Genomic DNA, 21,207 nt, shown 5'->3' with positions numbered 1-21,207 from the left:
GTAAAACCAATAAAACTAGTCACTAATAATGAGTTACATTAGCACAGTAAGAGAACATTTAGCATTACCTAAAACCTCATGGCAAATTTGTTTACTTGCCATTGTTGGTGGCTTTGCATCTGCATTATTAGTTATTCTGTTTACTTTGACTATAGAGCAAATTCAGCAAATCTATTTAGTTAAACGTGATAACTATATCACTTTAGATGGGGTAAGTCGTTTTGATTTACCTATTATCGGTTCACTCATCATTTTACTCTTTGCCTGGGTTACTGGCTACGAATACATCAGAACGGGTATTCCATTTGTACTTTATCGACTAAAAGTCGCTCATGGCGTTATCCCGTTCAAAAACACTTTCAATCAATTTTTTGGTAGCGCAGTGGCACTTGCCTCTGGATTTTCTGTAGGAAGAGAAGGCCCTGCAGTACATTTAGGCGCCGCGGCGGCTAGCTTTGTAGGTAGTTCATTGAAACTCCCCTACAACAGTATACGCACGTTATGCGCTTGTGGTATTGCAGCAGGTATTGCAGCAACATTTAATACGCCAATTGCTGCCGTACTTTTTGTAATGGAAGTCATCATGAGGGAATATAAAATACATATTTTTATTCCGGTTATGTTAGCTTCTTTAGTGGGTTCAATAGTCACCCGCAGTGTTTTTGATGTCTCACAGCATTTTGACTACTTTCATAGAATAGAACTTATTCCACAACACTACATTCCTTTAGTTCTTTTAGGAGTTTTACTCGGCACTCTTGCTGCTGCTTTTAATAAAACCCTCGTAACAGTTATCAAGCACAGTGAAAAGTTTCATATAATACCAAGACTTATGTTAGCGGCAATAATCACAGGAGCCATAGGCTATTTAGTGCCTGGTGCTATGGGGGTTGGTAGTGGCGCTATTGATGTATCGCTAGAGAATAATTGGCATATAGGTTTATTGTTAAGTTTGTTATTAGCTAAGTTTTTAATGACTACTTTTGCTTTAGGTTTAGGCATTCCAGGTGGTATTGTTGGCCCTATTATCGGTATAGGAGCTATAGCAGGTGGATTTGGGGGCGCATTAGTAATGCAAATAATTCCCGGTGAACACCTTGGCAATGATTTTATACTAATGGGGATGGCAGGCTTTATGGCGGCAAGTTTAAACGCCCCACTTGCCGCATTATTGGCCGTGGTAGAATTATCAGGGCAGTTAGAAGTGATCTTGCCCGCAATGATTGTCATCACAGTTGCCGGCATTATTTCAGGTCAATTATTTAATAACCGATCTGTTTTTACTATGCAACTCGACGTCCAAGGATTGGTTTATCGTAAACCCCCTATTGAAAAGGCTTTACAGAAAGTAGGGATACTAAGTTTGATGATTAAAAATATAGAATATACAGAAAATGCCTCAACCAAAGCGATTGCAGGTATGATTATGTCAAGCGATAGCAAAATTCCGGTGGTAAATAGAACCCTTCGGAAAATAACTCAAGGCAAAAAAGTAGTGGAGCAAGTAAGTTTTCATTGGGCTGAATTTAATGAAACTACGCCTTTAGTTAATATACAAACTGAAGCTGCCTCCCCTCTTGAAAAAGATACAATTGAGTATCAAGTGACAGAAAAAATTAATTTGCACAAGCTTATTCCACTTTCTCAACAAGCAACATTAGCTGAAGCGTATTTAGCACTTGTACATGACCGCCAAGGCGGGGTTTATATTTACCAAGATGATATTGATGATATTATTGGTATTGTAACCTTTGAACAAATTAGACAGTATCTAGTTAATGGTAAGCTCATCGCAAACCTATTGCCAACGCAAACAGCAGCAAGAGAGTGCGTACTTGAAGGAAAAATAGATTAATGAATGAATTTTTAATGAGCAATATTTTATGGTTTAAAGCTTTTCATGTTATTTTTATGGTGGCTTGGTTCGCAGGAATATTTTATTTACCCCGGTTATTTGTTAATCACGCAGAAACAAGTTCTGTTGAAGTGAGCGAACAACTGAAAGGGATGGAAAGACGACTGCTTTATTTCATCACTCCCTTTGCAATATTAACTGTGTTATTAGGTTTACTATTGATATTCGCCTATGGAAACGCATGGTTTGTTGCTGCTAAATGGTTACATATAAAGCTCACTCTTGTAATTTTACTTTTAATTTACCATGGATACTGCTTTAAATTGGTTAAAACCTTTCAGCAAGATAATAATTTGCGCTCAGGAAAGTTTTATCGTGTATTTAACGAAATTCCTGTGTTCGCATTATTTGCAGTGATATTGTTAGCCTACATCAAGCCAACCTTTAGTTGATGTATTTATATAATTAATGAAAATTTCACGCTAATTTAAAACGTTTACTTAATTTTAATAATACCTTTTAATATACCAAACAAATATTCTCACCGACTATTTGTTTGGTATAATGTTTACAGGAAAGCATAATAAATGGACCCTAAACAATGCGCATAAACAACACCACAAAATTTCCACGATTATTACCCCTACTATTACCATTTACTTTGTTAAGTGCTTGTGGTGGTAGCAAAATAGATACTAGCTCTAACTTTACTTACCCCACTGATAGTTCAGCCCCTACATGGAAACAGGACAGCTTCGAATCATCAAATAAGTTTGTTGCTCAATGTGAAAACCCTAGAGTAGGCAAAAGTCCTATTACGGGGATAGCATACCCAGACGAGGACGGCAGTGAATTAATTGAAAAACACTGGCAACGCGCTTTTACGCACGAAACTTATCTTTGGTATAAAGAAGTAATCGATAAAGACCCAAAAAACTATAGTTTATCCGATTACTTTGATCAGCTTAAAACAACGGCAGTGACGGACTCAGGAAAAAGCAAAGATCAGTTTCATTGGTTACAACCGACAAGCGAAGTTGAAGAATTGACACAGTTAGGGGTGAGCTATGGTTACGGTATCTTATTTGATAAGCAACAAAGTACAGTACCAAGACAATGGATTGTTCAAAATATCACCCCAAACACACAAGCATCAGCTTCCCCTATATCTAGGGGCTCTAGTTTAGTAGAGATTGATGGAATTGATTTTGTTAACAGCAATAATCAAAATGATATTAATACTATAAACAATGCTATTTTTAGTGATGTCGAAGGTGAAACACATACGTTCAAATTTATCGATAATGAAGATAATACCTATGAAGTTGAACTGCAAACGGCCGCAATAACCGGTGTACCACTGCAAATAACAAAAACAATTGAAACGCCAGAAGGCAAAACTGGCTACCTATTGCTCAATTCATTTTATAATAGCGTCGTTGAAAAAGACTTATTTGAAAGCTTTAACACCTTTTCAGAACAAAACATTAATGAACTTGTTGTAGATCTACGTTATAACGGTGGCGGCTATTTAGCCCTATCATCACAATTAGCATATATGGTGGTGGTCGTAATGCGACAAACGGCAAGATATACGAAACAACAGTATATAACGATAAAACAGCTAATGAATCCATGCCATTTTATGATGAAACGCTCGATTTAAGAAGATTGATAGGAGGTGACTCTATTATCCAAGCAGGACAGGATCTGCCAACCTTAAATTTAGATCGTGTTTATGTACTCACTACCGGCGCTTCATGCTCGGCCGGCGAATCTTTTATCAATTCTCTTATTGGTATTGATATTGAAGTGATCCAAATTGGTACCACTACCTGTGGCAAACCTTATGGTTTTGTCAGCGAAGACAATTGCGGATCAACCTATTTCACAGTGCAATTTAAAGGTGAAAACCATGTTGGTTTTGGTGACTATGCGGATGGTTTAACACCTGTTAAATTGCCTGAAGCCGGTAAATTAGCACAAGTTCAAGGGTGCCCAGTCACAGAAGATTATCAGCATGATTTGGGCGATGAACAAGAACGGTTATTAGCAAGTGCCCTCTACTATCAAGCAAACAATGATTGTCCAGAAGTGACTGAGCAACGTGTGAAAAAAATGAGTTCACACGCGCCACTATCAGAGCAAGAAACAATACTTCACGGTAAAACGCCTTTGCAAGATGCCATTATTCACGACGTTTATTTTAACCAATATAGACACATTAATGCAGGAAAAAACAATGATGAATAAACTTATTTGTAGATACACCAAAACAATAATGTTGTTCGTTCTATCTTTTGTTTTATGTGCATGCGCTATCCAAGCGAGTGAAAAAGAATGGGCTTTACTTCCTCTTGATAATGAACAAGCACGTACAGAAATAATTAAATTGATAAGTGAGTCAATGGGAGGGAAAACAATTCCTATTGCAAAGGATGTTTTTCAACAAACAAGTAGATTATTGCTCGGCAAAACGTCGGTAACTTCGCCGAATGGTATTAGGGTTATTCGTACTGACAACGAAGCTGCCATTGTTTTTGAATTACTTAAACAAGGAAGTCATTGTCTACTTAGACGAGTAGACAACGCACAAGAATGGACCTTAATAACGAAATCTTGTATTAAACGTTAGCTAGCTACCAACAGAGCAATTAAAAGGCTGTTACTAAAGTCATTTTATTGCTCTGTTTTTTTAGCTCGAACGAATTCTGTATCGTATTTATCCGCAATATTATCACAAATCATCACCAATCAAGCATTCTTGTAATATTATCTATGTAAAGTATACGAGACCACCTCGTCTAATTTCTTCACTTACATTAAGAATGAAAACTTCTTTTTATCATTCTATAAATAGTCAATCTATGCTATATTTCCGCAAATTTTTTGCTCTTCATTAACGATGGGGCTTATCCAAATGATGAAATTCCAAGGCAATAACATACTATCAGTATCCCAGTTTGATCGTGATGCTATTGCAAAAATTCTCGATGTTTCAGCACAAATGGCGCCGTATGCCGCTCGACAAAAACGTTGTACAGTACTTGATGGTGCTATTCTCAGTAATCTTTTTTTGAACCGAGCACGCGAACTCGCGTTAGCTTTGGTACTGCTTTTAATTTACTGGGTGGGTTTGTTCGTGAAACCGTGGGGCAAGAAAACTCATCGTTAAGTAAAGGCGAGTCATTATTTGATACCGCACAAGTTATCAGTGGTTACAGCGATATTATAGCAATGCGACACCCACAAATGCATTCAGTGGAAAAATTTGCACAAGGCAGTACTGTACCTGTTATTAATGGTGGTGATGGCGCCAATGAGCACCCAACTCAAGCATTATTGGATCTATTCACTATTCAATCTGAAATGATGCATTATCACAAAGGATTAGACAACTTAGATATTGTATTAATGGGTGATTTAAAACATGGGCGGACGGTACATTCACTTTCAAAGCTACTTAGCCTTTATAACAATGTCAAAGTGACCATGGTTTCACCAACCGCATTACAAATGCCTGACAGCGTTATTTCAGCACTAGAGAATGCAGGTCATCAAGTGATCGTGACCGATACGATGGCAGGTAACTTATCTTGCGATGTTATTTATCAAACACGCATACAACAAGAACGTTTTGCTAGTAAAGATGAAGCGGATTTATATCGTGGCCATTTCAGTTTAAATAAAAGTGTCTATCAACAGTATTGCCGTGAAAACACTGTAATTATGCACCCGTTGCCACGAGATTCTCGCCCTGAAGCCAATGAACTGGATATTGACTTAAATGATTTAGACAGCCTAGCTATTTTTAGACAAGCACAAAATGGTGTCTTAGTAAGAATGGCGCTTTTTGCCTTAGCGTTAGGTGTTGAAGATCAATTAACGCAGTACGAAAAAGAGGTAAACTGGTATACAAACAAACGGTAATTTTTCTGTAACTAATCTCTCTGTTTTTTAGCAAAAACTTGTTCTACTAGAGCAATTAAGTAACCGATTAACAACATAACGAACCCAAAAAGAGTTTTGACAATGACTGGATCAACTAATTTTTCAACACACAATTCAGAAAAACTTTTTGCTAAAGCAAAAAGTGTTATTCCTGGTGGTGTAAATTCGCCCGTACGTGCATTTAATAGTGTTGGGGGCACCCCATCATTTATAAAGCGTGCAGAAGGCGCTTACCTATATGATGAAGACGATAATGCTTATATAGATTATGTTGGTTCTTGGGGTCCTATGATTTTAGGTCATAATCACCCTGCAATACTAGAAGCTGTAATTAATACAGCTCAACGTGGTTTAAGCTTTGGTGCACCAACAGAAATTGAAATTACCATGGCCGAAAAAGTACGTGAGTTAGTCCCCTCAATGGAATCTTTACGTATGGTTAGCTCTGGCACTGAAGCAACTATGAGTGCTATTCGTTTAGCGCGTGGTTTTACTGGCAGAGATAAAATTTTAAAATTTGAAGGTTGTTATCATGGTCATGCTGACTCTCTATTAGTGAAAGCGGGCTCTGGTGCACTAACGTTAGGCGTACCTAACTCGCCTGGTATTCCGGCTGACTTTGCAAAACATACTTTAACGGTTAGCTATAATAACTTGGATGAAGTAAAAGAAATTTTCACTAAATATCCCGATCAAATCGCCTGTATTATTGTTGAACCTGTTCTTGGTAATATGAATTGTATTCCACCTGTTGAAGGTTTCCTTAAAGGTCTTCGTGATGTGTGTGATGAATATAGCTCTGTGCTTATTTTTGATGAAGTTATGACAGGTTTTCGTGTCGCACTTGGTGGCGCACAAGCCCATTATGACATAAAACCAGACTTAACAACGTTAGGTAAAGTCATTGGCGGCGGTATGCCCGTTGGTGCTTTTGGTGGTAAAAAAGCAATCATGGATTTCATTGCCCCAGTTGGCCCTGTGTATCAAGCAGGAACACTTTCAGGTAATCCTCTTGCAATGGCTGCAGGTTTAGCCTCATTAACGGAGCTAGCCAAAGGGAATAAACATAAACAATTAAGTGCTGCGACTGAAAAGCTAGCAATGGGCTTAAAAGCCGCGGCAGACCGACATGGTGTTGATTTAAATATTAACTATGTTGGTGGTATGTTTGGTTTCTTTTTTACTAGCGACGAAACACCTATTACTACGTTTGAGCAAGTAATGGCTTGTGACAGCGAGAAATTCAAACATTTCTTTCATTTAATGTTAGAACAAGGTGTTTACTTAGCGCCATCAGCGTTTGAAACAGGTTTTGTATCGATGGCTCATAGTGACGAAATTATTGAAAAAACATTAGAAGCTGCGGCTAAGTGTTTTGCCCAACTTTAATTAATAACATCATGAAATAAGAAAGAACAGTTAACGCTATGTTGACAGTTCTTTCTTTATCCACTCTAATCCTTCTTGCCGGCCTAATTCTAACCCTGAAAAAATTTTTAGATTTAGATTATCTTGTTTTCGAAGTTGAATAATTCTATCAGTTTGTTTACGGCCGTTTTGGTGGTAATTTATTACAGCTATGGCACAAAGTTTTTCATTCATACCAATCGTTAGCTTAGCTTCAAAGGAATATTGATAAGCATTTATTTTATTCACTAATATACCGAAATTATCAGAAAAATGTTGGCTAAAAAATTGCTCACATTCTTCAACCATTTCTAGCGACATTTCAATATTATCATTAATAATAATTTCAGCAATATTGCCATCAATAATATTAATTTTTCCAAAACCCAAATTATAGGTCATCTATAAAGTTCCTCATTAAGTTACTTATAGCCTAATCCTTTGACTTTTTGTAAGTTGAAATAACCGATTTATTGAATGAAATGGTCAAACAGTTGAACTGTGACTAACTCACCTGCGTTAACCTTTCCTTTTTCGGTTTGGTAAAACGATAAAGCAATTAGCTTGCGCTAAACTTGATAAAATACCTGAGCCCTGTGACCCCGTTGAGTTAACAACATTCTCACCTTGATCATTAATACTCAACACACCACGTTGAAAATCAAGTCGCCCTGGTGATTTTTTTAAATCACTAACACATTTAACTTGCAATTGAGTGCGCGATAACGCTTTGCCATTTTGCATTTTGGTTAACGCAACAATCGCTAGTTGATGAAAGGTAACTAAAGCTGATACTGGGTTACCTGGTAAACCGAAAAACACACTGTTAGTTAGCTTACCAAAAGCAAAAGGCTTACCTGGCTTCATGGCTATTTTCCAAAAACCTATTTCACCTAAATCGTCAAGCACTGCTTTGGTGTAATCAGCATCACCAACTGAAACGCCACCTGATGAAATAACCGCATCAGCTTGCGGTCTGCACTAACAAATGCAGCTTTAATTGAGTCAAACTTATCTTCAATAATACCAAAATCAATCACATTTACGTGCAGCTTAGCTAGCATACCACGTAAAACAAAACTATTGCTTTCATAAATATCGCCCGAATTTAACCTTTGTCCGGGTAGTTTTAATTCATCACCTGTTGCAATTAACGCCACAGTTAATTTGCGATAAACGTTCACCTCAGCAATGCCCAATGAAGCTAAAATACCAATATCGACTGCCGATAATTTTTGGCCTTTATTAAAAACTTGCTGACCCAATTGAATATCTTCGCCCGCATGTCGTACATGAGAGCCCTGCGTTTTCTCTTGTAGAAATGTTACCTTGTTATCATTTACTTGTACGTTTTCTTGCATTTCAACACTATCACAACAAGCCGGCATTTTAGCTCCTGTCATAATACGTATACATTCGCCTACATTACATTTACCTTCAAAAGGCGCACCGGCCATTGAACGACCAACTAAGGATAGCACTTTATTTTGTTGTAAGCTTTCTATTGCAAAAGCGTAACCATCCATAGCGGAGTTATCGTGATTAGGTACATTAATCGGACTAGCTATATCTTGCGCTAAAATATAATTAAGTGCCTGAGTTATTGGCAACGTTAATGTTTCTGTCACCGGCGTTATTTGTGACAACATATTTTCTAATGCACACTCAAATGGCAATAAGCCTGGCGCAGAACAACAATCAGACATAATAATCTCACTTAATTACTTGCGTAAAGTAATTTAATTATTTAAAAGCCGTTATTATCACCTTATTAACGACTAAAGTAACAGTGCTTTTTTACATAACCTTGATGCGTATCAAAAAGTACTAAATCAAAAAACATTATGATGCTTAACAATAGATGATATACTTATTTTTGGTCATGTAACCGCTCTCAGCACATCATTGTGTTTGTAAGAGTAGTGCATGAGTATTTAACACCGAGCTTAAATAACTAACGCCCAGTTTTTGTAAAACAGGTTATGTTATTTCAAGCCGTAGCAACTTTAGCTTTGGATAGTTTTTCTGAAAATATCTAATGCTTTGAGTTCGCTGCCAGGGTTAACAAGGAAACGCGTTAGCCTCCCGACATTTGGAAAGGTGATATGTTAGAAGACAATTTTGGTCGCAGATTTTACTATCTGCGCCTATCCATTACAGACGTGTGCAATTTTAAATGCAACTATTGCCTACCTGACGGTTATCAATGTGATCAACCGCGTGATTTCATGTCACTTACTGAAATAAAACGCTTAACAGCTGCTTTTGCCAATTTAGGGACAGAAAAAATTCGCATTACAGGTGGGGAACCCGCACTTCGAAAAGATCTCCCCGAGATCATCGCTACATGCAAACAAACACAAGGCATCAAAAAAGTTGCAATAACCAGTAATGGCTTTAAATTACCTGATCATTTACCCGCTTGGTTAGATGCTTGGTATTGATGCCATCAATATTAGTATAGACAGCTTAGATCCAAGACAATTTCATGCAATTACAGGCCATAACAAGCTCGACACTATTCTAAAAGGTATTGATATGGCACTCGCTGATGGTCGACCGAGCATCAAAGTAAATACCGTTTTAATGAAAGAATATAGTGGCCGTAATATTCAAAGCTATTTAGACTGGCTGAAGGATACACCTGTCACTTTACGTTTTATCGAACTCATGCAAACGGGTGACAATCAAGATTTTTTTGACGCACAGCACGTACAGGGATCTCGCATTAAACAAAATTTAATTCTTGATGGTTGGCTACCCGTCATTCAAGAAAAAACAGCGGGGCCTGCACAAGAATTTTATCATCCTGATTACCAAGGTCGGATTGGCTTGATCATGCCTTATTCTAAAGATTTCTGTAATACCTGTAACCGTTTACGCGTTAGTTCATCAGGAAAACTGCATTTATGTCTTTTTGGTGAAAATGGCTTATCGTTAAGAGAGCAATTGCAGTCAGACAACATTATTCCCTTACAAACAAAGATATTATCCTTGTTAGGTGATAAAAAAGCAGCGCATTTTTTACATGATAAGCTAACGGGCGGTACTAAACATTTAGCGATGTTAGGCGGTTAGCATGAGTACAGTTATACATGCCTCAACTTTAAAGAGCTCGCCATTAAATGAATATTGTTTAGGCGTAGTGCTTGCGGGTGGCTTATCAACACGTATGGGCCGTAATAAAGCAAAACTACTTCGTGATGATAATTCTATGCTCTCTATGTTAGAGTTTTCTAAGCAAGTACTTAATGAGTCGGGCATTAATAACATAGTTGTGAGTGGTGATAAATATGATGTTCCAGACACAGTAAAACTCAGCGGTCCTGTTGGCGGAATTTTAAGCGTTCTAGCTAAATATCCTCAAGCGAAGTCTTTGTTGATACTCCCCGTTGACTTACCTTTTATGAAGGCTAAAGCCTTAGCTGATTTACGTCTAAAAGGAGAGCTTAGCCAAAAAGCAACATTTTTTGAAGGTCATAATATTCCACTCTATTTACCGAACAACTCATATGTAACGCTTTTTTTAGCACAAGCTTTTGTTAAAACGGGTAAGCAGTCCAACGATAAATCTCGTTTTAGTATTGCAGGACAGGAAAAAGGCCCTTCAATTAAAGCGTTACTAAAGAACATTCCGCATCAAGCTATTCAATGTAGCGATGCATCCGTTTTATTTAATACCAATACACCGGAACAATGGCAGCAAGCAAAACAAAAACTTAACTTTTAACCGATTCATTTTAAACAGCATAAGTGTAAAAAGGAAAAAACTATGTCAGCACACGGCGGCACAACATTTATTCCCTTAAATATAGCAGTATTAACCGTTTCAGATACCCGCACTGAAGACAATGATACTTCCGGGCACGCATTAGTAGAGCGTCTTACCGCTGCCGGTCATAACCTAGCAGACAAAGCGATTGTCATTGATGATGTATATCAACTTCGCGCACAAGTATCAAAATGGATTGCTGATAATAGTATTAACGCAATCATTTCAACTGGTGGTACTGGATTTACTGAACGCGACAATACACCAGAGGCGTTAATGGCATTATTCGACAAAAATGTTGAAGGCTTTGGCGAGGTATTCCGCCACGTATCATTAAGCGAAATAGGCACATCAACTATTCAATCGCGCGCATTTGGTGGCATTGCCAATAAAACGGTTATTTTATGTGTGCCTGGGTCAACTAATGCCTGTAAAACAGCTTGGGATAAAGTGATTAAAGAGCAATTAGATGCCAGTCATAGACCCTGTAACTTTGTGCCTCATTTAAATATTAGTGCTGAACAATGTGAGACTCGTGGCTAATGAGCAGTTCAACACAACCAATCCAAAAGACAACAGTAGAGCTTAGTCACCTAAATCAACAAGGTGAGGCGAATATGGTTGATGTAACTGAAAAAGCAATGACCTCTCGCACTGCAACCGCCCAAGGTTTGATAAAAATGAACCGCGCTACGTTTGACTTGATCACGACAGGCAAACACAAAAAAGGCGATGTTTTTGCTGTCGCGCGTATTGCCGGTATTCAAGCAGCTAAAAAATGCAGCGATTTAATCCCTTTATGTCATCCGTTAATGCTAAGCAAAGTACAAGTTGACTTCACGCTTGATGATAAAAACTCACAAGTAAAAGTAATGAGCCTTTGTCGCTTAACTGGACAAACAGGGGTTGAGATGGAGGCATTAACGGCGGTTTCTGTAGCATGTTTAACGCTATTTGACATGTGTAAAGCGGCTGATCCTGCCATGATAATTACTGACATTAAAGTGCTAACTAAAGAAGGGGAAAGTCAGGTCATTGGCACGCTTCCTAAGTTTGCCTATATCTGAAATACTCACACCCCCTATTTATAATAGTAGATTTAACCGTGCTTATTAAAAGAGAAAATAATTATGATTAAAGTCGTTTTTTTTGCCGCCTTACGCGAGCAATTAAATTGCAGCGAACTATCATTAAACAGTAACGATTTCAGCACTGTAGATGAAATTAAGCAGCATCTCGCAAGCAAAAATGAGCAATGGCAACAAGTCTTTGCTAATAACTCCTTACTATCAGCAGTTAATCACGAGATGGTAAGTAACGAGCAAACAGTTAAACCGGGTGATGAAGTGGCTTTTTTCCCTCCCGTAACAGGTGGATAAGATGACAGATTCAACTTATCCTGAAATATCTATACAAACAGACGATTTTAGCTTATCGGATGAGGTTGCTTTGCTCGAATATGAAAATGCCGTTGATGGTGCTGTTGTTACTTTTACCGGTCGAGTTCGTAATCAAAATGCAGGCAAGCAGGTCACTAGTTTAACGTTAGAGCATTATCCTGGCATGACCGAAAAATCACTGTTAAAAATTATTGCACAAGCAAAAGAGCGGGAAATTGGACGAGTAAAAGTCATCCACCGTGTTGGTGAGCTCTTTATTGGCGATCAAATTGTTTTTGTTGGTGTAACCAGTAAACATCGTCAAGACGCTTTTGCCGCCAATGAATTTATTATGGATTACTTGAAAGTTCAGGCACCTTTTTGGAAAAAAGAAACTAGCAAAGATGGTGCAAACTGGTTGGATGCCAAATCAAGCGACGAAAATAAAGCCGCATCTTGGTAAAGCGAGATAAAAGACATTCTATGCATCAATACTCTTCCACTAGAACACTATTTTTTACCCTCACGCTAATTCTATTTTACCTTAGCTCTGCCCTAACTTGTTCAGCACAAGATGCTACTAGTAAAGAGGTAAATCGTGTAGTTGAAAATACAACAAAACATCCCGAGCAACCTTTACGTATTGCTGTGGCCTCTAATTTCACCCCTGCATTAAAAAAATTGTTAGTTGAATTTCATCAACTAACAAGCATTAAAACACAAATTATTAGTGGGGCAACTGGCGCCATGTTTATACAAATTCAACATGGTGCACCTTTTGACATTTTCATTGCAGCCGACAGTTTACGCCCCAAACAGCTTGAGCTAGAGGGCTTAATCGTCGCCAATAGCCGGCGAACTTATGCACAAGGCCAGTTAGCCCTTTTAGCAATGAATAAAACACCACAATTAGACGATTTACTGTCAATTCCTTCACGTTTTGCTATTGCTAACCCAGACACTGCACCATACGGTAAAGCAGCGAAACAAACTTTGAAGTATTTAGGCTTATGGCAGCAGTATCAACCAAAACTCATTGTTGGAATGAATATTAACCAAACTTTTTCACAAGTGCGTTCTCAAGCCGTAAGTAGCGGTTTAATCGCAAACAGTCAACTAGTACTTAGTAACTTAACGGGTGTTATTATTCCAGAAAATTACCACCAACCAATAATACAACAGCTCGTTATCCTAAAAAACAGCAGTCAAATTAACCAAGCAAAACGTTTAAGTGACTACTTACTAGCGCCTAGTACCCAACAACAAATAATCCGTTTTGGTTACGCAAAGATTGAGCAACATTAGTATGGTCAATCCTGATTTTCTTGCATTACTCACTACATTGAAACTGGCGGCATTAACTACCATTATTTTAATGTTCATAGGCACCCCCTTGGCTTGGTACCTAGCTAATATGCAAAGTCGATATAAGGTTATCATTGAAGCTATTGTTGCCCTTCCCTTAGTTTTGCCACCCACCGTACTCGGTTTTTATTTACTCATTGTTTTTTCGCCACAATATTTACCAGGGCAACTATGGCAACAAGCGACAGGACAACAGTTAGCCTTCAGTTTTTCAGCGATAGTTATCGGCTCTGTACTTTATTCTATGCCCTTTGTAGTTCAGCCTTTACAAAAGGCCTTTGAACAATTAGGCGAGCCACTCCTTGAAGCCGGTGCAATGCTAGGTGCAGGTACAGTGGACCGATTTTTTAACATCGTAATCCCAATGACCAAGGCAAGCTTTATTACAGCAGCTAGTTTAGGCTTTGCTCATACAGTAGGAGAATTTGGTGTAATACTAATGATAGGCGGTAATATTCCTGGAGAAACAAGGGTATTATCTATCGCTCTCTTTGATCATGTTGAAGCTTTTGATTACGCTAAAGCTCATATTTTAGCATTCAGCCTACTAATAAGTTCGCTCATTTTATTAGCCTTAATTTATCTGCTCAATGCCCCTAAAAAAAGCGCTTTAAAAGGATGATAAAATGACATCTACCTTAAAAACTGCTCAGCGCCTTTCTATAAATATGAAACTGAATTTTCAACAATTCAATTTATCTATTCAAGAAGAGCTTTCTCTCCAAGGTATTACCGGCATATTCGGTCATTCTGGCTCAGGTAAATCCACCCTACTACGTGCTATTCGGCTTAGAAAAAAATTTTTCGGGGCACATTATATTAAATGATGTTAGCCTAATAAACAGTTCGAACAAATGCTTTGTTAAAGCAGAACATAGAAATATCGGCCTAGTGTTTCAAGATTCTCGTTTATTGCCGCACTTAACTGTATTAGGAAATTTAAACTTTTCGATTAAACGTTGTAAGAACAGAAAATTAGATTTTGATGAAATTGTCAAACTAACAGAATTAGACAATCTGCTACCGAAACACATCAATGAATTGTCCGGCGGACAAAAACAGCGAGTTGCCCTTGCGAGAGCGATTTTAGCTGAACCCAAACTACTATTACTGGATGAGCCACTTAGCGCCCTAGATAGACAAGCAAAAACGAGATTAATGAAACTCATTTTAAAAGTACAAAACCAGTTACAGTTGCCTATGCTTTATGTCAGTCATTCTCTTGATGAATTACAACAAGTCTGTAACAAGTTGCTTGTGCTATCACAGGGTAAAGTTACTGGCTATGACGGTATTCATGCAATGATTCATCGACTAAATTCAATGTACCAAGATGTTAGTAGCCCAAACCAAAGTATCAATGAACAGATGAAAATCCCCCACTTGACTCATCAACAGACTAGTTTGTCTTTACCCATAAAAACAATCGATAATGGTCACGGATTGGCAGTGTTAGTACTGAATGCCCAAGATAATCTATATTTACCCACACCATCAGAATATTCAGCAGAAACACATTTGCGTTGCTTTATTTTAGCATCGGATATTAGTATTTCATTAACAGAACCCGTTAACTCTTCTATAGTTAATCATCTACTGACAAAAATTGAAACAATAGACAAGCTAGACAATAAAATATTTATTACAGCCTGTTGTGCAAAAGGTAATGATAAACAGCTATTTTTTGTTGAAATTAGCGCATTTTCACAACAGAATTTGGCGCTAACAATAGGACAAAAAGTATACTTGCAATTCAAAGCCGGTGCTGTGCGAACTTATCTCGAATGAAGTAATTAATTTAAGAAACAGGCTTTTTTTCGAACTTTTATCAAATACAAAGGTACCAATGTGTTAACAACGCAAGACAAGCTCAAATATTCACGACAAATTATGATGGACAAAATTGGCGAACAAGGTCAAACAGCCTTACGAAATGCCAAAGTGCTCATCGTGGGGGTAGGTGGTTTAGGCAATCCGGCCAGTTTGTATTTAGCTGCCGCAGGAGTTGGCACCTTATACCTAGCTGATGGTGACTCTGTAGAAATTAGTAATTTACCTCGTCAAATACAATTTAGCGAGCAAGATATTAACCAGAATAAAGCGGATACTGCTGCCGAAAAACTTAGCCTGCAATTTCCCGATACTAATATTGAAGCGATTGACGATATGTTAGACCAAGAATTATGTGATTATTACTTACCACAAGTAGACCTAGTACTAGATTGTTCAGACAATATTGAAACGCGATATCTAATTAATCAAGCCTGTGTCATGCATAAAGTGCCATTGGTTATAGGGGCAGCAACAGGGTTTGATGGTCAACAGCTAGTCGTTGACCCAAGAGATGAAAACTGTGCTTGCTACCATTGCTTATTCCCTGCCTCATTGAAAGCACCAACAAACAATTGCCAAACAATCGGTATTTTAGGTCCGGTACTTGCCATTATTGCAGGTATGCAGGTTTTGCAAGCAATAAAATTGCTCGTTGCTAAAGACACGACCAATGATGTACAAATTAATCAATTGAATTTATTTGATGGCTTATCAAACCAATGGCAACAATTTAAAATGAAAAAACAAGCAAACTGTCGTGTTTGCGGAGGGAAAAATTAACTGATATTGCTGCCATTTCGTTCGTTTTAAACAGATAAGTTGAGCGAAATGGCAATAAACGATGATCAAAAATATGAGTGACTATTTAAATAATCCCATATTTCTGTCGGTTACAGCTTCTCGCCATCCCCCTAACCATTCTGATTTAGCATCAATGCATTGATATGGACAATGATCTTTTGACTTACCACTAAGTCCTGCTTGGTAACCGTTTGAATGCGCTCTTCCTAATTTATCTCTTTTCTGTCTTTTCATTCTTTAACACCTCGTAACTATATCTTAAAAAATACCTTTTAAATTTATCACTTAACCTTAAGTGATAAAAAACTACGTTGTGGCCAAACTACTAGATATTCAAACAAGTTATTCATAGCACCTAAATAAAAATAAATATCCTCTTTCAGCAGCTGTAAATAAATATAACTGGCCTGATGAACAATAAGTTTGACGGTTTATTTAAAAGGATTTTATCAGAGGATGCAAGCTTAAAAGTTGTTGCTTACACCAACAAAACTGTATTTTAAATGCTAATAAAAAGCAGTTTTTTTTAACTAAAAAACTTCTTTTAATAAAACAATTCATTAGCGTAATACAATACTTTTTATATAGAATAAGGTGACATAAAAATATAATTTTTATGTCAATTTAGTTTAATAAATCTAATGTATTATTTTTAATAAAACATATCAAAAAAGTAGCTTCAAAACTTGATTTTGCTAAAAAATAAAAATCATCTAACAAAGGCCAGTATAGAGAAATAGGTCATATCGACAGCAAGGTAAACACAGCTATAAGTGTTTATCATTCATAAAAAAACAGAACTTTCGTTCTGCTTATTTTATTTCTTAATTATTACTTAATATAGGTCAAAAGACGAACTAGAAACGTCTTCTTCTTCTATGTTTTTTCTTAGATCACTTTCGTCATCTTCAACCTTAGATTCTACATCATAATCAAGAAAAACTACCTCTTCCTCTTTATCATTTTTTGCTATTTCGGCCTTTTCAATTGCTTCTTTTTCAAGCGATAGTAATCTATCTGAAAGCTTGCCTAAATCAGCGTCATTATTTTGCTTACCAAATACAGATTTTAATTTATTCTTAAACCCCATTTTCTCATTCTGAGAAGTTTGCACATTATCCTGTACTGCAACTTTGCTCGCCTGATCTTGCTGCTTTTCTTGAACGATAGTAGAAAAGTTTTCGGTTCCTTGCGTCGTCTCTTTTTCTTTGGTTACCTTTCTAATAGGTACAACTGAAGGCTTAGGTACGTTGTTTTCATCCTCATAATCAACAACTGTGCCACGTAGTTCTGCAGGAATGCTTGTCGGCTTCTCTTTATTGGTCTCACTGCTTTTAGGTTTTTCTCTAACGGCAGAAGTAGGAACACTAGGCGTTGCTGTACTTTGAATAAGCTCCGCAAAATCTTCGCGCTTTTCTGTTGTTTTGTTTAAGACCAAGCCTCCAAACTCTTGCACCGCATCCTCTATTTCTTGTTTTGAAATAGCTAAAGCTTTTTGTAGATCATTCAATTGCTTGCCAATACTATTGTATTTTTTTTCTAATGGCACAATATTATCTTGAACATCAGCAGAAAGCGCCGTTGTTAACTCTTGATATTTACTAATCTCTCGTTCAAAAAGCGCCATTTTTTCAATTGTCACTTCAATAGATGAGTTAATCAGTGCCACTTTTTTATTAAGATCACGTTTTCTATTCACGAACTTATCAATTAGCTCTTTTGATACTTGCTCGGAAGATTGATCCTCAGAAATAAATTCACTGAAGTCTTTAATTTTCGTTACTGGTAACCAGTGGCTATAGGATGGATTCCATCCATATAAGTCACTACTTTTGGCTATTAAACGTTGAATTTCGTCTATATTTAATGGTCCAGTTACACGGCCATTAGCTGATATATACCATTTATCCATAATTTATTTATCTTATTATTTGTAATTTAGAAATAAAGATCACCATAAAACATAGCATATCGTATTTATCTGTAGACGAGTTTGCTTTTAGGCGAGGTCCTGATACTTTTTTGCAAAGCTGCATACTGTTCACTTACTTTCTCTAAGGTTTCCTTAACTTCAGTATTGAGCTCTTCAGTAAAGGTGAAATACATATCAATATCATGATCCATTTCTGAAATAACAGATCGCGTATTTCCTAATGTATTATCAACACGAGCAAGTATTTTAAATAATGCTTCTTCTTTATTTTTATACTCTTCAAGCAGTGTTTTAGGTATCGCTACTGGTGGAGGAGGTATATTGATATCAAGTTGAAAGTCTTCAACTTCATAAAGTGGACGCCAGTATGTATATGTAGGATGCCAAACATAAAGACTTGATTCAGCGTGTTTTTTTATGTAATTTTGTGCTTCATCAAACGTTAATGATTCAGTGATTTCGCCGTCATTAGAAAATAGCCATTTTTTCATTGAAACCCTTCCTGTTTATTTATTTTGAACGTGCCTCAGGGACACCTTTCCATAGTTAGCAAATTAACTTAGCAAGTTATTAACATTTTTTCACCTATTATTTTCAATAAATAATAAATTTTCTTTTAAAATAAAAAACCGCGAATTTCATTTCGCGGCTTTTATTTTATATCATTCTGTCGAATTAACTATGACTTACAAAAGGTTAAAAATTAAACAGCTTTTTTCTCTGTGATGAAAAAGCTATATATATAAGCAATTAATCCAAGTAAAAATATAACACCTGCAATTTCTCGTAACCAGTAGAAAATAGCTAATTTATCTTGAGTTGCCATAAAGCTTAACGCTTCACCCGATTCAGGTAACCGTTGTAACCAAACTTGCAAGATACCTGCGCCAGTTAAGAACAAGGTAATAAACACCATCGCAACAGTCATCAACCAAAAACCCCACATTTCAACAACTTGAGATTTATTACAGTTAGCCTCACCAATACCACGAAGCTTGGGCATTGCATAAGACATTATGGTCATTACGATCATTGCATAAGCACCATAAAAAGCCATGTGTCCGTGAGCCGCTGTGATTTGAGAACCATGGGTGTAATAGTTTACAAAAGAAAGTGTATGCAAGAACCCCCAAACACCCGCTCCTAAGAAAGCCATTACAGCTGTACCTAGCGCCCATAATGTTGCGGCTTTGTTAGGATGTTCACGACGGCGACGGTTAACCATGTTAAAGGCATATAACACCATAGCAAAGAAGGGTAGAGGCTCAAGTGCTGAGAAGACTGAACCAACCCACTGCCAATATTCTGGTGTCATTAACCAATAGAAGTGGTGACCTGTTCCTAAAATACCTGAAATAAGTGCCATAGCAATAATGACATACAACCACTTTTCAATTACTTCACGATCAACACCAGTGACTTTGATTAAGACATAAGCCAATATTGCACCCATGATCAATTCCCAAACACCTTCAACCCATAAATGTACAACAAACCACCAAAAGTATTTATCTAATGCTAAATTAGTTGGGTTGTAGAAAGCGAATAAGAAGAATACGGCTAAACCAATTAACCCTGTCATAAGCACCATATTTATGGCTGTTTTACGACCTTTTAGAACCGTCATACCTAAGTTAAACAAGAAACCTAAGGCAACCACTACAATACCGATTTTAGTAATAGTAGGCTGTTCAAGGAATTCACGTCCCATAGTCGGCCATAAATCATTCATTGTAAAATGAGCAAGGGTTGAATAAGGCACTAACAAATAGCCTAATATCGTCGCAACACCTGCTGCAGCAAATATCCAAAACAAGACCATTGCTAACTTAGGGCTATAAAGTTCCGTTTCAGCCTCTTCAGGAACCATATAATAAGCAGCCCCCATGAAACCAAAGAGCAACCAAACTATTAGCAGGTTAGTATGTACCATTCGGGCTACATTGAACGGAATTAAGCCGCCGACAATATCACCGATAACATACTGTAGCCCCATTAATAGGCCAAATAAAATTTGACCAACGAACAAGATCATAGCAAAGATAAAATAAGGTTTTGCTACGGCTTGTGATTCATATTTTAAAGTACTCACAGCTCTATCCCTCTATGTTTGGTGGCCAATTATTGGCGTCTAGCTCTGATGTCCACTTAAGGAATTCAGCTAAATCATCAATTTCTTGATCGGTTAAATGGAATTGTGGCATTTGGCGACGACCAGGAATATTCAAAGGTTGCGCCTTCATCCAACCATTGAAGAAAGCTTTAAAACCTGCTTCACCGCCACGACGATTATAGACATTCATTAACTCCGGTGCGAAATATGCGCCTTCGCCAACAAGTGTATGACAACCAATACAGTTATTTTCTTCCCAAAGCTCTTTACCTCGCTCAACAGCTTCAGTTATATTTTCTCGATGATCCCGTTTAGGCATCTCTTTAGTGGTATGAAAAGTCAAAGCTAAGAATATTAAGAAGAAGAAAATACTTCCTCCGTAATAAATATTCCTTGCCATGCCTTTAGTAAAGCTCTCTGACATGGTATTTCCCTTAATGAATTATTAAATTCATGCGTTAGTGATGTTAATAAAAGCTAATGGATAATAACTTAAACAATACAAAGTATAGCTTGATAGAAATCAAGTTTCCCAAGACTTGTAAAAAAATGTGTCTAAAAGTCAACAATCCTTGCGCCATATCAAAAAAAGTATAGCATCTAATGATTAAAAACCCACCACTCCACATATAACCCTATATAAAACAAGGTTATTTTTTAAAGACATCAACTAACAACGACAGGTATTTATACTAAATTTTCCGCACATAGATACCGTTTATTTTAGTCAATATCAGGCATATCAACTTGCAATAATACGTGTTTACTTATAAGTTTATATTAACCGTAATTTTAGTG

General features: G+C 37.1%; 19 protein-coding genes, 5 pseudogenes and 1 riboswitch. Of the genes and pseudogenes, 17 read left to right on the top strand and 7 right to left on the bottom strand.

Going from position 1 to position 21,207, the window contains the following annotated elements:
• The first annotated feature begins 28 nt into the window (after positions 1 to 28).
• The 7 genes and pseudogenes from L3081_RS05765 to hemL all read left to right on the top strand — a co-directional run bounded on the left by L3081_RS05765 (position 29) and on the right by hemL (position 7,195).
• On the top strand, positions 29 to 1,855 hold the full coding sequence (locus tag L3081_RS05765; protein WP_242284122.1) for a chloride channel protein: 1,827 nt from the start codon (positions 29 to 31) through the stop codon (positions 1,853 to 1,855).
• Positions 1,856 to 1,869: 14 nt separating this feature from the next.
• On the top strand, positions 1,870 to 2,307 hold the full coding sequence (hemJ, locus tag L3081_RS05760; RefSeq protein WP_242285590.1) for a protoporphyrinogen oxidase HemJ: 438 nt from the start codon (positions 1,870 to 1,872) through the stop codon (positions 2,305 to 2,307).
• A 149-nt stretch (positions 2,308 to 2,456) separates the two neighbouring features.
• Entirely contained in the window at positions 2,457 to 3,521 is a 1,065-nt protein-coding gene (locus tag L3081_RS05755) for a S41 family peptidase (protein WP_242284120.1), read from the top strand.
• The gene (locus L3081_RS05750) at positions 3,491 to 4,108 is read left to right on the top strand and encodes a S41 family peptidase (protein WP_242284118.1); all 618 of its coding nucleotides are present in this window, start codon (positions 3,491 to 3,493) and stop codon (positions 4,106 to 4,108) included. The genes L3081_RS05755 and L3081_RS05750 overlap by 31 nt, the downstream gene beginning before the upstream one ends.
• Complete coding sequence (locus L3081_RS05745) at positions 4,098 to 4,490, top strand: hypothetical protein (RefSeq protein WP_242284116.1); 393 nt, start codon at positions 4,098 to 4,100, stop codon at positions 4,488 to 4,490. The genes L3081_RS05750 and L3081_RS05745 overlap by 11 nt, the downstream gene beginning before the upstream one ends.
• A gap of 285 nt (positions 4,491 to 4,775) precedes the next feature.
• Positions 4,776 to 5,785, top strand: a pseudogene (locus L3081_RS05740) (aspartate carbamoyltransferase).
• Positions 5,786 to 5,887: 102 nt separating this feature from the next.
• Positions 5,888 to 7,195: a glutamate-1-semialdehyde 2,1-aminomutase gene (hemL, locus tag L3081_RS05735; protein ID WP_242284115.1), complete on the top strand. Its 1,308-nt coding sequence runs from the start codon at positions 5,888 to 5,890 to the stop codon at positions 7,193 to 7,195.
• 36 nt (positions 7,196 to 7,231) lie between these two features.
• On the opposite strand, the gene L3081_RS05730 is transcribed toward hemL, so the two are convergent.
• A complete protein-coding gene (locus L3081_RS05730; protein ID WP_242284113.1) occupies positions 7,232 to 7,615 on the bottom strand; it encodes a hypothetical protein in 384 nt (127 codons plus the stop codon).
• A 68-nt stretch (positions 7,616 to 7,683) separates the two neighbouring features.
• Positions 7,684 to 8,919 (bottom strand): annotated as a pseudogene (moeA, locus tag L3081_RS05725) (molybdopterin molybdotransferase MoeA).
• A gap of 220 nt (positions 8,920 to 9,139) precedes the next feature.
• Positions 9,140 to 9,332: riboswitch (molybdenum cofactor riboswitch) on the top strand.
• On the opposite strand from moeA, the pseudogene moaA reads away from it, so the two are divergent.
• The 10 genes and pseudogenes from moaA (at position 9,319) to L3081_RS05670 (ending at position 16,342) form a co-directional block, all read left to right on the top strand.
• A pseudogene (gene moaA, locus L3081_RS05720) lies at positions 9,319 to 10,291 on the top strand (GTP 3',8-cyclase MoaA). Its footprint overlaps the riboswitch before it by 14 nt.
• 1 nt (position 10,292) lies before the next feature.
• Positions 10,293 to 10,943: a molybdenum cofactor guanylyltransferase gene (gene mobA / locus L3081_RS05715; protein ID WP_242284111.1), complete on the top strand. Its 651-nt coding sequence runs from the start codon at positions 10,293 to 10,295 to the stop codon at positions 10,941 to 10,943.
• Positions 10,944 to 10,985: 42 nt separating this feature from the next.
• The gene (gene moaB / locus L3081_RS05710; RefSeq protein WP_242284110.1) at positions 10,986 to 11,528 is read left to right on the top strand and encodes a molybdenum cofactor biosynthesis protein B; all 543 of its coding nucleotides are present in this window, start codon (positions 10,986 to 10,988) and stop codon (positions 11,526 to 11,528) included.
• A pseudogene (moaC, locus tag L3081_RS05705) lies at positions 11,528 to 12,036 on the top strand (cyclic pyranopterin monophosphate synthase MoaC). Before moaB ends, moaC begins: the two are co-directional and overlap by 1 nt.
• Positions 12,037 to 12,115: 79 nt before the next feature.
• On the top strand, positions 12,116 to 12,364 hold the full coding sequence (gene moaD / locus L3081_RS05700) for a molybdopterin synthase sulfur carrier subunit (RefSeq protein ID WP_242284106.1): 249 nt from the start codon (positions 12,116 to 12,118) through the stop codon (positions 12,362 to 12,364).
• A gap of 1 nt (position 12,365) precedes the next feature.
• Positions 12,366 to 12,827: a molybdopterin synthase catalytic subunit MoaE gene (gene moaE / locus L3081_RS05695; protein ID WP_242284105.1), complete on the top strand. Its 462-nt coding sequence runs from the start codon at positions 12,366 to 12,368 to the stop codon at positions 12,825 to 12,827.
• A gap of 20 nt (positions 12,828 to 12,847) precedes the next feature.
• A complete protein-coding gene (gene modA / locus L3081_RS05690; protein ID WP_242284103.1) occupies positions 12,848 to 13,669 on the top strand; it encodes a molybdate ABC transporter substrate-binding protein in 822 nt (273 codons plus the stop codon).
• A gap of 1 nt (position 13,670) precedes the next feature.
• Complete coding sequence (modB, locus tag L3081_RS05685; protein WP_242284101.1) at positions 13,671 to 14,351, top strand: molybdate ABC transporter permease subunit; 681 nt, start codon at positions 13,671 to 13,673, stop codon at positions 14,349 to 14,351.
• A gap of 4 nt (positions 14,352 to 14,355) precedes the next feature.
• Positions 14,356 to 15,517 (top strand): annotated as a pseudogene (locus L3081_RS05675) (molybdenum ABC transporter ATP-binding protein).
• A 60-nt stretch (positions 15,518 to 15,577) separates the two neighbouring features.
• Entirely contained in the window at positions 15,578 to 16,342 is a 765-nt protein-coding gene (locus tag L3081_RS05670; protein ID WP_242284089.1) for a HesA/MoeB/ThiF family protein, read from the top strand.
• Between the two features lie 81 nt (positions 16,343 to 16,423).
• Here the strand turns inward: L3081_RS05670 and rmf are convergent, their stop codons facing one another.
• The 5 genes from rmf to L3081_RS05645 form a co-directional block, all read right to left on the bottom strand.
• Entirely contained in the window at positions 16,424 to 16,597 is a 174-nt protein-coding gene (gene rmf / locus L3081_RS05665) for a ribosome modulation factor (protein WP_242284087.1), read from the bottom strand.
• A gap of 601 nt (positions 16,598 to 17,198) precedes the next feature.
• Positions 17,199 to 18,275 (bottom strand): GYF domain-containing protein, encoded by a 1,077-nt coding sequence (locus tag L3081_RS05660; protein ID WP_242284085.1) that lies wholly within the window; start codon positions 18,273 to 18,275, stop codon positions 17,199 to 17,201.
• Positions 18,276 to 18,340: 65 nt separating this feature from the next.
• Positions 18,341 to 18,787 (bottom strand): hypothetical protein, encoded by a 447-nt coding sequence (locus L3081_RS05655; RefSeq protein ID WP_242284084.1) that lies wholly within the window; start codon positions 18,785 to 18,787, stop codon positions 18,341 to 18,343.
• 212 nt (positions 18,788 to 18,999) lie between these two features.
• Positions 19,000 to 20,388 (bottom strand): cbb3-type cytochrome c oxidase subunit I, encoded by a 1,389-nt coding sequence (locus L3081_RS05650; RefSeq protein ID WP_338027126.1) that lies wholly within the window; start codon positions 20,386 to 20,388, stop codon positions 19,000 to 19,002.
• A gap of 4 nt (positions 20,389 to 20,392) precedes the next feature.
• Positions 20,393 to 20,833, bottom strand: coding sequence for a c-type cytochrome (locus L3081_RS05645; RefSeq protein WP_242284082.1), 441 nt, complete (start codon positions 20,831 to 20,833; stop codon positions 20,393 to 20,395).
• Positions 20,834 to 21,207: the final 374 nt, after the last annotated feature.

Origin of the sequence: Colwellia maritima, assembly GCF_022669015.1 — a bacterium.
GTDB classification, from domain to species: Bacteria; Pseudomonadota; Gammaproteobacteria; order Enterobacterales; family Alteromonadaceae; genus Colwellia; species Colwellia maritima.
Note: the sequence above shows the minus strand (reverse complement) of the source record. Positions and strands in the feature narration are given on the sequence as shown.

Coding starts and splice junctions, on each gene's coding strand:
- rmf (WP_242284087.1), bottom strand. CDS start 16,597: ATGAAAAGACAGAAAAGAGATAAATTAGGAAGAGCGCATTCAAACGGT.
- L3081_RS05755 (WP_242284120.1), top strand. CDS start 2,457: ATGCGCATAAACAACACCACAAAATTTCCACGATTATTACCCCTACTA.
- moaE (WP_242284105.1), top strand. CDS start 12,366: ATGACAGATTCAACTTATCCTGAAATATCTATACAAACAGACGATTTT.
- hemJ (WP_242285590.1), top strand. CDS start 1,870: ATGAGCAATATTTTATGGTTTAAAGCTTTTCATGTTATTTTTATGGTG.
- L3081_RS05750 (WP_242284118.1), top strand. CDS start 3,491: ATGCCATTTTATGATGAAACGCTCGATTTAAGAAGATTGATAGGAGGT.
- L3081_RS05645 (WP_242284082.1), bottom strand. CDS start 20,833: ATGTCAGAGAGCTTTACTAAAGGCATGGCAAGGAATATTTATTACGGA.
- modB (WP_242284101.1), top strand. CDS start 13,671: ATGGTCAATCCTGATTTTCTTGCATTACTCACTACATTGAAACTGGCG.
- L3081_RS05745 (WP_242284116.1), top strand. CDS start 4,098: ATGATGAATAAACTTATTTGTAGATACACCAAAACAATAATGTTGTTC.
- L3081_RS05660 (WP_242284085.1), bottom strand. CDS start 18,275: ATGGATAAATGGTATATATCAGCTAATGGCCGTGTAACTGGACCATTA.
- L3081_RS05765 (WP_242284122.1), top strand. CDS start 29: ATGAGTTACATTAGCACAGTAAGAGAACATTTAGCATTACCTAAAACC.
- hemL (WP_242284115.1), top strand. CDS start 5,888: ATGACTGGATCAACTAATTTTTCAACACACAATTCAGAAAAACTTTTT.
- moaB (WP_242284110.1), top strand. CDS start 10,986: ATGTCAGCACACGGCGGCACAACATTTATTCCCTTAAATATAGCAGTA.
- moaD (WP_242284106.1), top strand. CDS start 12,116: ATGATTAAAGTCGTTTTTTTTGCCGCCTTACGCGAGCAATTAAATTGC.
- modA (WP_242284103.1), top strand. CDS start 12,848: ATGCATCAATACTCTTCCACTAGAACACTATTTTTTACCCTCACGCTA.
- L3081_RS05655 (WP_242284084.1), bottom strand. CDS start 18,787: ATGAAAAAATGGCTATTTTCTAATGACGGCGAAATCACTGAATCATTA.
- L3081_RS05730 (WP_242284113.1), bottom strand. CDS start 7,615: ATGACCTATAATTTGGGTTTTGGAAAAATTAATATTATTGATGGCAAT.
- mobA (WP_242284111.1), top strand. CDS start 10,293: ATGAGTACAGTTATACATGCCTCAACTTTAAAGAGCTCGCCATTAAAT.